General features: G+C 67.6%; 14 protein-coding genes, 1 tRNA gene and 1 pseudogene. 9 read left to right on the plus strand and 7 right to left on the minus strand.

Annotated elements, in window-relative coordinates:
• Window positions 1-13: 13 nt before the first annotated feature.
• Window positions 14-478, plus strand: a complete 465-nt coding sequence (pfdA, locus tag V0Z78_RS01895) for a prefoldin subunit alpha (RefSeq protein WP_336342926.1) — start codon at window positions 14-16, stop codon at window positions 476-478.
• Window positions 479-491: 13 nt separating this feature from the next.
• Window positions 492-1,772 carry a signal recognition particle-docking protein FtsY gene (ftsY, locus tag V0Z78_RS01900; RefSeq protein WP_336342927.1) on the plus strand — a complete coding sequence of 427 codons (1,281 nt, stop codon included), beginning with the start codon at window positions 492-494 and terminating at the stop codon, window positions 1,770-1,772.
• Window positions 1,773-1,882: 110 nt separating this feature from the next.
• Here the strand turns inward: ftsY and hpt are convergent, their stop codons facing one another.
• Window positions 1,883-2,440: a hypoxanthine/guanine phosphoribosyltransferase gene (gene hpt / locus V0Z78_RS01905; RefSeq protein ID WP_336342928.1), complete on the minus strand. Its 558-nt coding sequence runs from the start codon at window positions 2,438-2,440 to the stop codon at window positions 1,883-1,885.
• 509 nt (window positions 2,441-2,949) lie between these two features.
• Between hpt and V0Z78_RS01910 the strand changes: the two genes are divergently transcribed.
• Entirely contained in the window at window positions 2,950-4,644 is a 1,695-nt protein-coding gene (locus V0Z78_RS01910) for a nitrite/sulfite reductase (RefSeq protein ID WP_336342929.1), read from the plus strand.
• Window positions 4,637-6,241: a Coenzyme F420 hydrogenase/dehydrogenase, beta subunit C-terminal domain gene (locus V0Z78_RS01915; RefSeq protein WP_336342930.1), complete on the plus strand. Its 1,605-nt coding sequence runs from the start codon at window positions 4,637-4,639 to the stop codon at window positions 6,239-6,241. Before V0Z78_RS01910 ends, V0Z78_RS01915 begins: the two co-directional genes overlap by 8 nt.
• Window positions 6,242-6,272: 31 nt before the next feature.
• Here V0Z78_RS01915 and V0Z78_RS01920 read toward each other — a convergent pair whose 3' ends face one another.
• Entirely contained in the window at window positions 6,273-7,004 is a 732-nt protein-coding gene (locus V0Z78_RS01920) for a haloacid dehalogenase type II (protein WP_336342931.1), read from the minus strand.
• Window positions 7,005-7,327: 323 nt separating this feature from the next.
• Entirely contained in the window at window positions 7,328-7,906 is a 579-nt protein-coding gene (locus tag V0Z78_RS01925) for a class I SAM-dependent methyltransferase (RefSeq protein WP_336342932.1), read from the minus strand.
• 56 nt (window positions 7,907-7,962) lie between these two features.
• On the opposite strand from V0Z78_RS01925, the gene V0Z78_RS01930 reads away from it, so the two are divergent.
• Together V0Z78_RS01930 and V0Z78_RS01935 are read left to right on the plus strand one after the other, a co-directional pair.
• Window positions 7,963-9,360 carry a signal recognition particle protein Srp54 gene (locus V0Z78_RS01930; protein WP_336342933.1) on the plus strand — a complete coding sequence of 466 codons (1,398 nt, stop codon included), beginning with the start codon at window positions 7,963-7,965 and terminating at the stop codon, window positions 9,358-9,360.
• 1 nt (window position 9,361) lies between these two features.
• On the plus strand, window positions 9,362-10,573 hold the full coding sequence (locus V0Z78_RS01935; RefSeq protein ID WP_336342934.1) for an MFS transporter: 1,212 nt from the start codon (window positions 9,362-9,364) through the stop codon (window positions 10,571-10,573).
• Here V0Z78_RS01935 and V0Z78_RS01940 read toward each other — a convergent pair.
• From V0Z78_RS01940 to V0Z78_RS01955, 4 genes and pseudogenes are all read right to left on the minus strand, one after another.
• Window positions 10,567-10,992: pseudogene (locus tag V0Z78_RS01940) on the minus strand (YjbQ family protein). The gene V0Z78_RS01935 and the pseudogene V0Z78_RS01940 overlap by 7 nt on opposite strands.
• Before the next feature lie 34 nt (window positions 10,993-11,026).
• Window positions 11,027-11,461 (minus strand): RNA-binding domain-containing protein, encoded by a 435-nt coding sequence (locus V0Z78_RS01945; RefSeq protein WP_336342935.1) that lies wholly within the window; start codon window positions 11,459-11,461, stop codon window positions 11,027-11,029.
• Complete coding sequence (locus V0Z78_RS01950) at window positions 11,458-12,006, minus strand: AAA family ATPase (RefSeq protein ID WP_336342936.1); 549 nt, start codon at window positions 12,004-12,006, stop codon at window positions 11,458-11,460. The genes V0Z78_RS01945 and V0Z78_RS01950 overlap by 4 nt, the downstream gene beginning before the upstream one ends.
• Window positions 12,007-12,224: 218 nt before the next feature.
• Window positions 12,225-12,404: a hypothetical protein gene (locus V0Z78_RS01955; RefSeq protein WP_336342937.1), complete on the minus strand. Its 180-nt coding sequence runs from the start codon at window positions 12,402-12,404 to the stop codon at window positions 12,225-12,227.
• A gap of 170 nt (window positions 12,405-12,574) precedes the next feature.
• Here V0Z78_RS01955 and V0Z78_RS01960 point away from each other — a divergent pair.
• From V0Z78_RS01960 to V0Z78_RS01970, 3 genes are all read left to right on the plus strand, one after another.
• Window positions 12,575-12,649 (plus strand) — tRNA-Arg (locus tag V0Z78_RS01960).
• A 440-nt stretch (window positions 12,650-13,089) separates the two neighbouring features.
• Window positions 13,090-13,611, plus strand: coding sequence for an orotate phosphoribosyltransferase (pyrE, locus tag V0Z78_RS01965; protein ID WP_336342938.1), 522 nt, complete (start codon window positions 13,090-13,092; stop codon window positions 13,609-13,611).
• Window positions 13,612-13,685: 74 nt separating this feature from the next.
• Entirely contained in the window at window positions 13,686-14,399 is a 714-nt protein-coding gene (locus V0Z78_RS01970; protein WP_336342939.1) for a phosphoribosyltransferase family protein, read from the plus strand.
• Window positions 14,400-14,444: the final 45 nt, after the last annotated feature.

Raw genomic sequence — 14,444 nt, forward strand, 5'->3', positions numbered from 1 at the left:
CGGTGATCGCACGATGAGCATGGGTGGCATGGGCGGCAACCCCGAACTGCAGGAGCTCTCACAGCAGCTCCAGGAACTCGACGCCCAGCAGGAGTCCCTGGAGGACGAGATCGAGCGGCTCCAGAACGAACAGACCGAAATCACCGAGGCGATCGACGCGCTCGAGTCCCTCGAGACCGGCTCGACGGTGCAGGTGCCCGTCGGCGGCGGCGCCTACGTCCGCGCGACCGTCGACGACATCGACGAGGTCGTCGTCGGGATCGGCAGCGACTTCGCCGCCGAGCAGCCCCGCGACGACGCCATCGAGACGCTCCGAGCGAAGCGCGACACCCTCTCCGAGCGGATCGACGAGTTCCAGGGCGAGATCGACGAGGTCGAGAGCGAGATAAGCGAGCTCGAACAGAAGGCCCAGCAGCTCCAGCAGCAACAGCAGCAGCAGGCGATGCAGCAGCTCCAGCAGCAGAACGACGAGCAGTAGAGTAGCGTAGGCCATGTTCGACAGTCTGAAGGACAAGCTCGGCCGGTTCCGCGAGGACGCCGAGGAGGAGGCCGAAGCGGCCGAGACGGAGGAGACGGAGGAACCCGCGGAGACCGTAGACGAAACCGGGGGAGAGAAGCCACCCGCGGGATCGCGGACGGACGCCGACTCGACGCAGGGAACGACCGAGCCCGCGGCGAGTGTGGAACCCGACGCCGAACCCGAGCCCGCCGGCTCCGGCGAACCGATCGAGCCCGCCGGCTCCGGCGAACCGATCGAGCCCGACGTCTCCCCGGACGCCGACTCCGATTCCGCCACTAGGGCGGAGCCGAGCGAGACGCGAGTCGAAGCGGACGAACAGACGTCCGAGTCCCGGACCGAGTCCGAGGAGGGTGGGGACAGTTCTAGCGGCTTCATGCACCGGGCGCGCTCGCTCGCGACCGGCAAGATCGTCATCGACCCGGAGGTCATCGAGGGACCGCTCGACGACCTCGAGATCGCGCTGCTCGAGAGCGACGTCGAGCTGACCGTCGCGAACGAGATCATCGAGGGCGTCCGGGACGAGCTCGAGAACGCCACTCGCGGGATGCGACAGACGGTCGACGACGTGATCGAGAACGCGCTCCGCGAGGCGCTGCTCGACGTGATCGCGGTCGGCCAGTTCGACTTCGACCAACGGATCGCCGAGGCCGAGAAGCCCGTCACGCTCATCTTCACCGGCGTCAACGGCGTCGGCAAGACCACCACGATCGCGAAGCTCTCCCAGTACCTCGAGAAGCGGGGCTACTCGACGGTGATCGCGAACGGCGACACCTACCGCGCGGGTGCGAACGAGCAGATCCGAGAGCACGCCGACGCGTTGGGGACGAAGCTCATCAGCCACCAGCAGGGTGGCGACCCCGCCGCGGTGATCTACGATGCCGTCGAGTACGCCGAGGCCCACGACGTCGACGTCGTGCTCGGCGACACGGCCGGACGGCTCCACACCAACGAGGGGCTGATGGACCAGCTCGAGAAGATCGATCGCGTCGTCGGTCCCGACATGACGCTGTTCGTCGACGAGGCCGTCGCCGGCCAGGACGCCGTCCAGCGCGCGAAGAAGTTCAACGACGCCGCCGAGATCGACGGCGCCGTCCTCACGAAGGCCGACGCCGACGCCAACGGCGGCGCGGCGATCTCGATCGCCTACGTCACCGGCAAGCCGATCCTGTTCCTCGGCACCGGCCAGGGCTACGACGACATCGAACGGTTCGACCCCGAGCGACTTGCCGACCAGTTAGTCGGCGCGGAGTAGCCGTCCGCCTTCGGCCGAAACCCCTATCGTACCGTCGCGACGGAATCGCACGATCTCGAGGGTTTGACACGCTCCACGCACCGGAGTAGGGTTCGTCGCCCGTATCGTCATCACTCCTTGTCGGCCCTATCGAGTACGTGGACCTCGCCGTCGCGGACGTCGACCCTGACCAGGTGGCGGACGGGCACCGGCAGGTCGTCCTCCGCTCCCCGCCGGATCACGACGACCACCTCGGTCGGCTCCGCGCCGAGTCCGACCAATGCGTCGTGCAGCGCCTCGAGCGTCCCGCCGGTCGAGAACACGTCGTCGAGCAACAGGACGCGCTCTCCGGGTTCGACTCCGTTGATGTAGAGTTCGTCCTCGGAGTAGCCGGTCTCCTGGTGGACCGCGACCTCGTCGTCGAACCCGTAGGAGCGCTTTCTCGCGACGCTGAACGGCACGTCGGTCTCGAGAGAGACGGCCGTCGCGTGGTGGATCCCCATCGCCTCGGCGGTGAGGATCCGATCGACGTCCTCGAGGTTCGCCACCCGCTCGACGCCGGCGGCGATCTCGCGCAGCAGGGGGGCCTCGACGCTCGGGATCCCGTCGGTCACGGGGTGGACGAAGTAGTCGTACTCCCCTCGGCTGACGACCGGCGCCTCGCGCAACGACTCGACGAGCCGATCCATACCGCCCCACCGGGAACCGACGGCAAAAGCCTGCCGGCCCCGATCCTCGGACCGGCGAGTCCTCCCCGCCGGCAGAGCAATCACGCCACGTACCGGCAACGATCGCCTCTTATCGCGTCGACAGCGACGCTGGACGAGCGAGAACGTCGCTACACCCTCGGATTCGGGATAGAGGCGTCGTCGGTAGGGGCAGCGATTGCCGACGATTCCAAGCGTCGACACGCTTCGCCTCGAAGAGGACGGCTATACGTCTCCGGCCTCACCCGTACTATGAGTGGCGTGACCAGATACCAATGGTCCGCACGGTGAGATCATGATTCGTTCTGACAACGGCGAGAGGCGACTAGAGGGGCGCGGAATCGATACGGGGCGGCGCGAAGCGACTGGCGTTCGCGTGAACTGTCATAAACCATCGGCTCGTCCGGCTTACGGCGACCGGGGGTGGCCGCCATGAACGACGACGGACAGTCGGTCCGTCCGGCTCGCGGCGACCACACGAGGTGGTCGCCGTGAACACGGTCGAACGGTGGAAGCAGGAACAACACCCCCTGGACGTCATCGACGACGTCTACGAGTACGCCGAGGAGGGCCTGTCGTTCGACGAGATCGAGCAACGGGGAGGTGAGGGCGTCTGGGAGCGCATGAAGTGGACCGGCATGTACACCCACGGCCGCCAGCGGGGCTACCTGATGAAGCGCACGAAGGTCCCCGGTGGCTACCTGACGCCCGACCAGGCCGAGGTCATCGGCGAGGTCGCCGACGAGTTCGCCACCGCCCCCGAGGAGTACGGCGGAAGCGAGCAGAACGAGCTATGGGGCGACGCCTTCCTCGACATCACGACCCGCCAGGACATCCAGATGCACTGGATCGAGATCGAGGACGTCCCCGAGGTCTGGGAGCGCTACGACGAGGTCGGACTGACGACGGTCCAGGGCTGTGGCGACGGCGCTCGGAACGTGCTCGGCTGTCCGGCCGCCGGACTCGACGATCACGAGTGCTTCGACGCCCAGCCGGTGATCGACGCGGTCTCGGAGTTCTTCACGGGCAACCGCGAGTACGCGAACCTGCCCCGGAAGTTCAAGATGACGATCACGGGCTGCAGCCAGGACTGCGCGCAGTCCCAGATCAACGACGTCGGGCTCGTCCCCGCGAAGCGGGAGATCGGCGGCGAACCCCACTACGGCTTTCACGCTCGCGTCGGCGGCGGGCTCTCGGACGGACCGCGGATGGCCTCGCCGCTCGACGTCTTCGTCCGCCCGGAGGACGCAGTCGAGTTCTGCCGGGCGGTCGCCCAGACGTTCAAGGAGCTCGGCGACCGGCACAACCGCGGCGTCTGTCGGATGCGCTATCTCGTTCAGCAGCTCGGACCGGAGAAGTTCGAGGAGGCCGTCCGTGACCGCTGTTCGGTCGACCTTCGATCGCGAGGCCGGGACCTCACCGAGGGCTACGCCGGCGATCACGTCGGCGTCCACGACCAGCGCGAGGACGGTCTCAAGTACGTCGGCTTCAACGTGATCGCGGGTCGGATGGGCGGCGACGAGTTCGTCGAGGCGGCCCGTGCGGCCCGCGAGTACGGCACCGAGGAGAGCTCGATCCGGCTGGCGACGGATCAGAACTTCCTGATCACCCACGTTCCCGAGGAGAACGTCGAGGATCTCCTGGCCGAACCGTTCGCCGCGGACTACCAGCCCGATCCCGGCCCGTTCTCGCGGGGCGCGGTCGGCTGCACCGGCTCCGAGTTCTGCAACTACGGCATCATCGAGACGAAGAACCGCGTCAAGCGGTGGGCCCGCGAGCTCGACGAGCGAATCGAGACGCCCGACGAGCTCGAGGTGGTGCGGATGCACATGAGCGGCTGTTCGGCCTCGTGTGCCCAGCCCCAGATCGCGGACATCGGTTTCCGCGGCGAGACCGTGAAGATCGAGACCGAGGGCAACGCCGACGACGACATCGTCGAGGGAATGGACTTCGGCCTCGGGGGCAGCCTCGGGAGCGACAACGACTTCCTCGACTGGGTGGAGACGGCCGTCCCGGCCGAGTCGGTCATCCCGGCGCTCGAACAGCTCTTTTCGGCCTACGCCGAGGAACGCCGCGAGGGAGAGCGCTTCTACGAGTGGACGCGGCGGGTCGAGAACGGCCGCCTGCGAACCGTGATGCAGGGAGCCGAGGCGAACGTCGCCGGAGGTGTCGCCGCCGATGACTGAGCGCGATCGCGGCCCGTTCCCGCGCGTGCCGGACGGCGGCGATGACGGCGACGGAGCGAGCGTCCCGCCCACGAGCGGGGCGCGCGATCCCGCCGGCACCGATCCCGACGCGAAGCCGATCCGCTATCGACGGGCTGGTGCCGAGGAGGAAGCGAACACCGAAACCGAGGCCGCCGGCGACGACTGCGGCTGTGGAAGCTGCGGCTGCAGGGAGGGAAGCGGGGAATCGAGAGTCGCCGCCGACGGCAGCGGCGGTGCGGTCAACGTCAGTCCTGATGGAAGCCTCGGCGACGTGCAGTTCACGGAGCCGGCGGCCGAGGGCACGAGCCAGGACCTCGCGGACGATCCGGCCGAGCGCGTCGGCGTCCCTGAAGGCGTCGATCTCGATACTCCGACGTACTCGATCCGGAGCGAGATGAACGACATCGAAACGCCGGACGAGAAGACCTGGTTCATGGAGCTCGACGCGGCGGTGATCGACGACGGTCGTTGCATCCAGTGTGGCACCTGCGTCGCGGCCTGTCCCTCCGACTCGATCGGGATCGGCGACGACGACCTGCCCGAACTGGTGAAGATGTGCACCGGCTGCTCGCTCTGCTGGGACTTCTGCCCGCGCGGCGGACTGCGATACGAGCGCCAGTGGAAGATCACCGGCGGCGAGGACAACGTCAAGGGTGCGGGCGACCCCATCACGGAGTTCTCCGCCAAAGTGAACGAGGAGTGGCGCGAGGGCGCCCAGGACGGGGGCGTCGTCACGAGCGTGCTCTCGCACCTGCTCGAGTCCGGCGAGATCGACGGCGCGTTGATCGCCACCGAGAGCGACGACGAGCCCTGGAAGGCCGAGAGCTTCCTCGCTACCAGCCACGAGGACCTCGTCGCGAACGCGGGCAGCTTCTACAACCAGACGATGGCGCTCGGCAACCTCGACCTCGATAAATGGGAGCACAAGCTCCCGGACAAACCGCCGGAGGAGATCAGCCTCGCGATGGTGGGGACGCCCTGCGAGATCGAGGGAATCCGCGCGATACAGGACTTCGAGTGGGAGTACGGCTCCCAGGAGGAGGGCGTCCGAGCGATCGACTACACGATCGCGCTGATGTGTACGAAGAACTTCAACTACCGGCGGCTGATCGGCGAGCAGCTCGAGGAGAAACGCGGGATCACGCCCGACGAGATCGGGAAGATGGACGTCCTCCACGGGGACATGATGGTCTACGGCCACGACGGCGAACTCCTCGTCGAGGAGGACGTGAAGAACTTCCACGACGCGACGCTGAAGGGCTGTGACGAGTGTGCCGACTTCACGGGCTACTGTGCCGACCTCACCGTCGGCTCGGTGGGCTCGAGCGACGAGTACTCGAGCGTCATCGTCCGTACCGATCGCGGGATGGAGGCCTGGGAGCTGACGGCGCCCGACCTCGATTATCACGACCTGGAGGACCGAAGCGCGGTCGGCAAGCTCCAGAGCTGGGACAAGAAGAAGGCGTTCGAGTCGCTCGAACGGCCGTTCGACCCCGACGCGCCGCGGTTCATCGAGTACACGGAGCACGCCGAGAACTACGGGACGACGCTCAACCCCCACGAGAGCGACCACTGAACGGGACCGGAGCCGCGCCGGACGTGGCCGGTCAGGCCACGGGTCCGGAACCGAGCCGCTCCGCGAGGTCCACGACGTCATCGGCCACGACGTCGTACGCCGACTCGTCGGGTCGCTCGACCTCGTCGGCCCGTTCCGGGCCCCACTCCAGGGGTCGATGAACGTACGCGGTCCGGAGCCCCGCCTCGCGGCTCGCGTCGAGATCCCGCTCGTGGGCCGCGACCATCGCGACCTCCTCGGGCCGGAGGTCGAGCAGGTCGACGGCGGTCAGGTAGGCCTCCTCGTCCGGCTTGTAGTGGCCCGAGAGCTCGGCCGAGAGGATCAGATCCCACGGAATGCCGGCGCGCTTGGCCATGTTCGTGAGGAGTCGCACGTGGCCGTTCGACAGCGGAGCGACGAGGAAGTCCGACCGGAGTCGATTGAGGCCGGGGACGGCGTCGGGCCAGGGATCGAGTCGGTGCCAGACGCGATTGAGGTGCTCCGTCTCCTCGGCGGTCATTTCGTCCACGTCGAAGCGATCGAGGAGGCATTCGAGCGATTCGCGGTGGAGGGCGTCGAGGTTTCGCCAGGGGATCTCCCCCCGTCGGACGCGGGCCAGCGAGGGCTGGTACTCCTCGCGCCAGGCGTCGGCGAACGCCGCCCAGTCGACGTCCAGTTCCTTGGCCTCGCCGAGCGTCCGGCCGTCGCGGACGACCCCGCTGCGCCAGTCTACGACCGTGCCGAACACGTCGAACACGAGTGCGTCCACGTCCGGGAGCGTCATTCGGACTCACCCGGCGCCGGGTCGATCCGTTCTGTGACATCGTTTCGCGGTTCGTTCGTCGGGGTCTCGGGTCGGAACACACCGACCAGTGACCGCGGGTGATCTTCAGGTTACGGCTCGCGGTCATTCGGTGATCGAGGCTCGCGAGTGGTCGGTGATTCGCGACCGGCTGCTCGCCGATTCGTCTACACGACGGTCGATCGAATGCCGTCGAGGACGTCGATTCCACCCCCTCCCCGGCTACTCGGAGCGACACCCGTCGCCCTTGTCCGGGAACGCTAGGCGACCGGTACGCATACCGTATCCGGTGTGCCGTTCCGACGCTACGTCCGGTCGAAGACGACCGCGTAGTGGTGCGGCGAGACCGAGGTCGTTTCGCGGGCCTGGAACCCCGCGGGCTCGACGGCTGCGATCGTCTCCTCGGGCGTCAGCCGCAGCTCCTCGGGCGGACCGCGTGGCTCGTCGAGCACGGGCGTCTCCGACGGCGGCGCGTCGATCCAGTTGATCACGACGAATCGGCCGTCCGGATCCAGTACCGCTGTGACGGCCTCCGCGAACGCCGTCTTCTCGGGGATCCCGTGGAGGGTGTTCGCGAGCAGGGCACACTCGACGCGTTCGGGGAGGAGGTCGGGAAGCGCCATCGCGTCGCCTTCGATGGTGGTGACGGGACGTTCGACCCGGTCCTCGAGCGCGGCGAGCAGCTCCCCGTCGAGGTCGAGCGCGTAGATCGGTCCCTCGATCAGTTCGGCGGCGGGGGCGGTGAAGTGGCCGTCGCCACAGCAGACGTCGACGAGCGACCCACACTCCCCGAGTCCGAGCCCCTCGAGGGCGTCTCGTGGATCGGGCCACAGTGCCTCCCACCAGTCGCGGTCGGGCTGTGCGGTGTTGCGAAACTCGGTCATCGGCCACGAATCGAACGGACAAAGCCTTTAGCGCCTCGGTCGCGTACGGCGAACAAATGGTACTCGACGATCTCGGAAGCTCCCTCAGGGGAACCCTGGAGGAGCTCCGCGGGAAGTCACGGCTCACCGAGGAGGACGTCCAGGACGTCGTGAAACAGATCCAGCGATCGCTGCTCCAGGCCGACGTCGACGTCTCGCTGGTGATGGAGCTCTCCGACTCGATCAAGACTCGCGCGCTGGAGGAGGAGCCGCCGGCGGGCACGACGGCACGCGATCACGTCCTGCGAATCGTCTACGAGGAACTCGTCGCGCTCGTGGGCGACTCGACCGACCTGCCCCTCGAGGAACAGACGATCATGCTCGCGGGGCTCCAGGGCTCCGGGAAGACGACGACGGCGGCGAAGATGGCGTGGTGGTTCTCGAAAAAGGGGCTCCGCCCCGCCGTGATCCAGACCGACACCTTCCGTCCGGGCGCCTACGACCAGGCACGGGAGATGGCGGGCCGCGCGGAGGTCGACTTCTACGGCGATCCCGACGCCGAGGACCCCGTCGAGATCGCCCGTCGCGGGCTCGAGGAGACCGCCGACGCGGACGTCCACATCGTCGACACCGCGGGTCGACACGCCCTCGAGGACGATCTCATCGAGGAGATCGAGGCGATCGGGGACGTCGTCGATCCGGATCGCAACCTGCTGGTACTCGACGCCGCGATCGGCCAGGGCGCGAAGGAGCAGGCCCGACGCTTCGAGGAGTCGATCGGCATCGAGGGGGTCGTCATCACCAAGCTCGACGGGACCGCGAAGGGTGGCGGAGCCCTGACGGCGGTCAACGAGACCGACTCGACGGTCGCGTTCCTCGGCACCGGCGAGGAGATCGGCGACATCGAGCGCTTCGAGCCCAACGGCTTCATCTCCCGGCTGCTGGGTATGGGCGACCTGAAGCAGCTCGCCGAGCGCGTCGAACGGGCAATGACCGAGACGGGCGAGGAGGAGGACGACTGGGACCCCGAGAGCATGCTCGAGGGCCAGTTCACGCTCCACGACATGCGCCAGCAGATGAACGCGATGAACCGCATGGGTCCGCTGGACCAGATCATGGACATGATCCCCGGACTGGGCGGCGGGCTGATGGACCAGTTGCCCGACGACGCGATGGACGTCACCCAGGACCGGATGCAGCGCTTCGAGTTCGTCATGGACTCGATGACCGACGCGGAGATGGAACACCCGCGCGCGATCGGCCAGAGCCAGATCGAACGGATCGCCCGCGGTTCGGGCACCGACGAGGAGATCGTCCGCGAGCTACTCCAGCAGCACAAGATGATGGAGCGGACGATCAAGCAGTTCCAGGGGATGGGCCAGGGCAACATGGACATGGAGCGCATGATGAAGCAAATGCAGAAGCAGGGCGGCGGCGAAGGCGGCCCCGGCATGGGCGGCGGCGGGCTGTTCTGAGGTGGCGACGCGACTCGGCCGGCTCGACCGGTTCGTCCGGTTCGACGCGCTCGTCGTCACCGCGGCGATCTGGTTTCTCGCGAAACTGCTCCGATACGCGTTTCCTCCGCTGTTCGAGCCGCTGCGGGCGACCTACGGCGTCTCGAACGCCGCCATCGGAAGCGCCTTCACCGGGTTCATGCTCGTCTACGCCGCGATGCAGTTCCCCAGTGGCGTGCTCGCCGACCGCTTCGGCTCGGTTCGGGTGATCGTCGCGGGCGCACTCGTCGCCGCAGGCGGCGCGCTCGCGCTGATCGTCGAGGCCTCCTTTCCCGTGCTGGTCTTGGCGATGCTCGTGATCGGCGCGGGCACCGGCGCACACAAGACCGTCGCCGTGCGCCTGCTCTCGGGGATCTATCCCGCCCGGACGGGCCGGGCGCTCGGCGCGCTCGATACGTTCGGCACGTTCGGCGGCGTCGTCGCGCCGATCGCCGTCGTCGCCTTCGTCGGAACGAGAGTCGGTTGGCGAGGGTTCTTTCTCGCGGCCGGCCTCGTCGGCATCGCGCTCGTGGGGCTGTTCGTCCGGTGGGTACCGCGGCGGGTCCCCGACGGTCGGTCCGGCGCCGACGATGGCTCGTCCCCGGCCGAAACTCGCGAGTATCTCGCGCCCTTCCGCGACCGGCGCTTCGCCCTGTTCGTCCTCGTGACCGTCGCCTTCTCCTTCGCCTACAACGGCGTCGTCGCCTTCCTGCCGCTCTACCTGGTCGAGGAGGCGGGACTCTCGGGCGCGGTCGCCGGTCTGCTCTACAGCGCGCTGTTCGCCGCGAGCCTCGTCCAGCTGGCGACCGGGGAGCTGAGCGATCACGTCGGTCGGCTCCCCGTACTCGCCGCGAGCGTCGTCCTCGGGCTGGTCGGGGCCGTGCTGCTCGCGTCGTCCTCCTCCCCGGTCGCACTCGGAGTCGCCGTCGTCGTCTTCGGACTGGGGTATCACGGCTTTCGACCCGTCCGGGGGGCGTATCTGGTGGCGATCATCCCCGAGGCGGTCGTCGGCGGCACCCTCGGTAGCGTACGGACGGTCCACATGGCAGCCGGGGCGCTCGCGCCCGCGGCCGTCGGACTGCTCGCCGATCTCGCCGGCTTCCGCGTCGCCTTCGGAACGCTCGCGGGCTCGGTCGGGGCGTCGCTCCTCTGTACCGTCGTGCTGATCGTCTCACATCGACACGACGATCAGTGAACGATGACCTCGACGTCGCGCCGGCGGGGACCGTCACACTCGACGAAGAGGACCGACTGCCAGGTTCCGAGCGCGAGTTCGCCGTCCTCGACCGGCACCGTCACGCTCTCGCCGAGCAGCATCGCTCGGAGGTGTGAGTCCGCGTTCTGCGGCTACGCCGCAGAGCTCGTCGAACGGTGTTCGACGCTGTTATCGTCGATCTCGTCGTGATCCCATCCCTCGTCGGCGATCAGGTCGTCCACGGCGCGCTCGACGTCGCGAAGCAGCCGCGCCTCCGCCTCGTTCACGACGACGCCGGCGGTCGTGTGGCGGACGAAGACCGTACAGACGCCCTCGGCGTCAGCGGGCAGCACGTCGGCCACGCGGTCGGTCACGTCCCGAACGTCGGTTCGAGCCTCGGTCTCGACGGTGAACGTTATACGATCGCTTGGACCGCCCGTTCGAAAAGGGTAGCTACCGCCGGTCGTCGGCGTCGCCTGCCGTGATCGGCCTGCCGTCCTCGGTCGGCGGGGCGACGTGGTCGATGTACGACTCGACGTCGGGCTCGTCCACCCGGACCTCGACGTCGATGTCACCGAGTTCGCTCTCGTTGCCGACCGCGAAGTTCACTACGCCCTGGAAGGCCGCCTGCTTCTTCAGCGAGAAGGAGAAGTACGGCCCCGACTGTCGACGGAAGAACTCGCTTCGGGCGGTATCGAGGATCTCCTGGCGGTGCAGCAGTTCGGAGAACCGGCCGAGCGAGTGGGTCGTGGCGTCGATCCCGCCCTCGTGACGATCGATCTCGGCATTGGGAAACAGGTTCTCTACGGCGTCGACGACCCGATCGCCGACCTCGGTGTCCTCGATCGGCGCCGTGATCGTCGCCTCGATCCGGTAGATCGCCGTCATCGCTCGATCGCCTCCCCGGTGAGGATCGTCCGGACGCGCTCGCGAAACCGCTCGAGCGACTCGGTGTTCTCGATGCTGACGTCCGCGCGTTCGATCGCCTCGCCCATTCCGAAGCCGAGTTCGCGCTCGTCGCGGATCTCCAGCGATTCGACGTCGGCGTTGTCGCGTCCGCGGACGCCGATGCGTTCCTCTCTGAGTTCGAAGGGAGCCTCGACCGCAACGAGCAGGAAGTCCTCGCCGAACGCCTCCTCGAACCGATCGACCTCGGCGCCCGACCGGAGCCCGTCGACGAGCACCGTCCCGTTCTCCTCGAGATCCTCCTCGATCAACGGCAGCGATCGTTCGGCGATGGCGAGCGGGCCGTCCTCCTCGCGGAGCGCCCGAGCGACCTCGCCGTGGTGGTCCGCGGGGTCGAGCCCTCGGTTCCGGCACTCCCGGCGGATGACGTCCCCCATCGTGACGACGGGGATTCCGAGTTCGCGGGCGACGGTCGCGGCCTCCCCCTTGCCGCTTCCCGGCAGTCCGACGGTTCCGATGACGCGCATTCGGCGGGGATAGACGCGGTCGGCGAATAAGTCCTCTGGGTCTCGTCGCCCGAACGCGGTGAGTCCCCATCGCAATTCCCCACGTTCTACCCGGGCGCCGGCTGGTCGGTGACGCGACCCCGGTGGATCGACGCTCGAGGCCCCGAACCCGTACTGCTCGTACGGGATGCCGGCTTCGCATCCACTGAAGTATCGGTCGACGCCATCGCGACGTTCCCTCAATCGTGACGGTACGCCCAGTCCTCGAGGGGCGTGAACCCGCCCTCGCCACAGGCTCCGCAGCCGTCGGGCGCTTCGTACTGATGTCCCGAGTCGGTGTGCTCCACCACGGTACCCACGTGAACCGTCTGACACGCGTTACAGACGTACTGCCTCGGACGTTCCGGCGAGTGTGCCATGCTCTCCCCTCACTCCCGACCCGCATAACTGTGATCCCGGTGACTGCGGTCACGTCTCTAACCTCCATCGGACAGGCACCACGACCGAGACGCGCCACCGAACCGACCGAAACCGGCCAGTCAAAGGGTATAAAGCGAATCGAGGAGTAAACGCCGAGTGCGACCCATCGGGGCACGTAGCTCAGTCCGGATAGAGCGTCGGACTTCTAATCCGACGGTCGTGGGTTCGAATCCCATCGTGCCCGCTCGCTCACTCCGTTCACTCGCGGGCACTCTTGAGTCCCCCCTCGCTTCGCTCGCGGGACTCCCATCGTGCCCGTGTACCTTTTTACTCGTCGGGTGTCCTCGCGCGATCGCGCTGCGGGCACCGCTCCGAGCAAAAAGCTACGCCAAAAAGGCCGCTCGCTCGCTGCGTTCGCTTGCGGAACCCCCCTCGTGCCCGCATACCTTTTTCCTCGTCGGGTGCGCTCGTTCGACTCGCGAACCGCTCCGGCACAAATCTGCACCATCACCAGAACGCGGAGCGTTCTGGTTAGCAGCCAGAAACCGCAAGCTTCTGGCGACAAAAAAGGCCACTCGTTCACTCCGGGAGAGCCGGCTCGGCCATGCTTCCATTGCTTCGATCGCGGGACTCCCATCGGACGGCGACCGCGCCGCTTTTGATCCGCCCCGCGAGACTCCGACCATGGCCGACGCGGAACTCATCGAGGCGCTGCGGGAGGCGGAGGCGATCAAATACGGCGAGTTCGAACTCTCCCACGGGGGGACGAGCGACTACTACATCGATAAGTACCTCTTCGAGACCGATCCCCGCTGTCTCTCCCTGATCGCGCGCGCCTTCGCCGAGCGGGTCGACGGGGAGAAACTCGCGGGCGTCGCCCTCGGGGCGGTACCACTGGTAGCGGTCACGAGCGTCGAGACCGGCCTGCCGTACGTCATCGCACGCAAGCAGCAGAAGGAGTACGGCACCGGGAACCTGATCGAGGGCGACCTCGAGGAGGGAGAACGCGTCGTCGTCCTCGAGGACATCGCCACTACCGGGCAGAGCGCCGTCGACGCCGTCGAGGCGCTCCGGGAGGCCGGCGCCGTCGTCGATCGCGTCGTCGTCGTCGTCGACCGCGACGAGGGCGCCGACGAACTGCTCGCCGATCACGGCGTCGAACTCGAGGCGCTGCTCACCGCCGAGGAGCTGCTCGCGGCCGAGTGAGTATCCGTCCCTGTGGTGCTTCAAGGATCGAACTGACCCGAACTATTCAAGTTCGTGTAGTGTCGTGGACGCGTATGAACAGAGTCGAGAAGGCCACCCTCCAGTTGGGGGCGGTCTCGATCCTGGGTGTACTCAAGGGGAGCCGCACCTACGAGGAGCTCGCCGAACTGACCGGGCTTCCGGCCGGCGACCTGAACCGCTACGTCAACGGCCACGTCCTCCCCGGCGTCGAGCGGGCCAGGGCCGTCGTCGAGGACGTCGGTCGGGAGACGCTGGCGGCGGAGCTCGACGCCCGCATCGAGTTCGACGCGGAGGGGTACGTCGACAACTCGGAGGTCGTCTTCGACCAGCCCTTTCTGGATCTGGTCGCGCCCGTCGTCGCCGAGTCCTTCGGCTTCGACCGGCCCGACGTGGTACTCACCGCGGCCACCGACGGGATCACCCTCGCGGCGGCGATCGCGAGCCACTTCGACGCCCGGTGTGCGTACGCCAAGAAATCGAAGGAGACCGCGGTCGAGGAGTTCATCGAGGCCCGGGAGCGCCTCGAATCGGGGATCGAGCTCACCTACTACCTGCCCGCCTCGGCGCTACGGTCGGGCGAACGGGTGCTCGTGGTCGACGACCTGATCCGATCGGGCGAGACCCAGGAGCTGCTGCTGGAGATCGTCGAGGGCGCCGACGCACACGTCGCGGGCGTCTTCGCGCTGATCGCCGCCGGCGACGAAGGAATCGAGCGCGCCAGAGCACGGACCGACGGCCCCGTCGACGCACTCACTCGCGCCGACTGAACCAGCACGTTCGTGCATATATACTCCAAACAGAGACGAAAACGG

This window comes from Halalkalicoccus sp. CG83 (assembly GCF_037081715.1).
In the GTDB taxonomy this organism is placed as follows: domain Archaea; phylum Halobacteriota; class Halobacteria; order Halobacteriales; family Halalkalicoccaceae; genus Halalkalicoccus; species Halalkalicoccus ordinarius.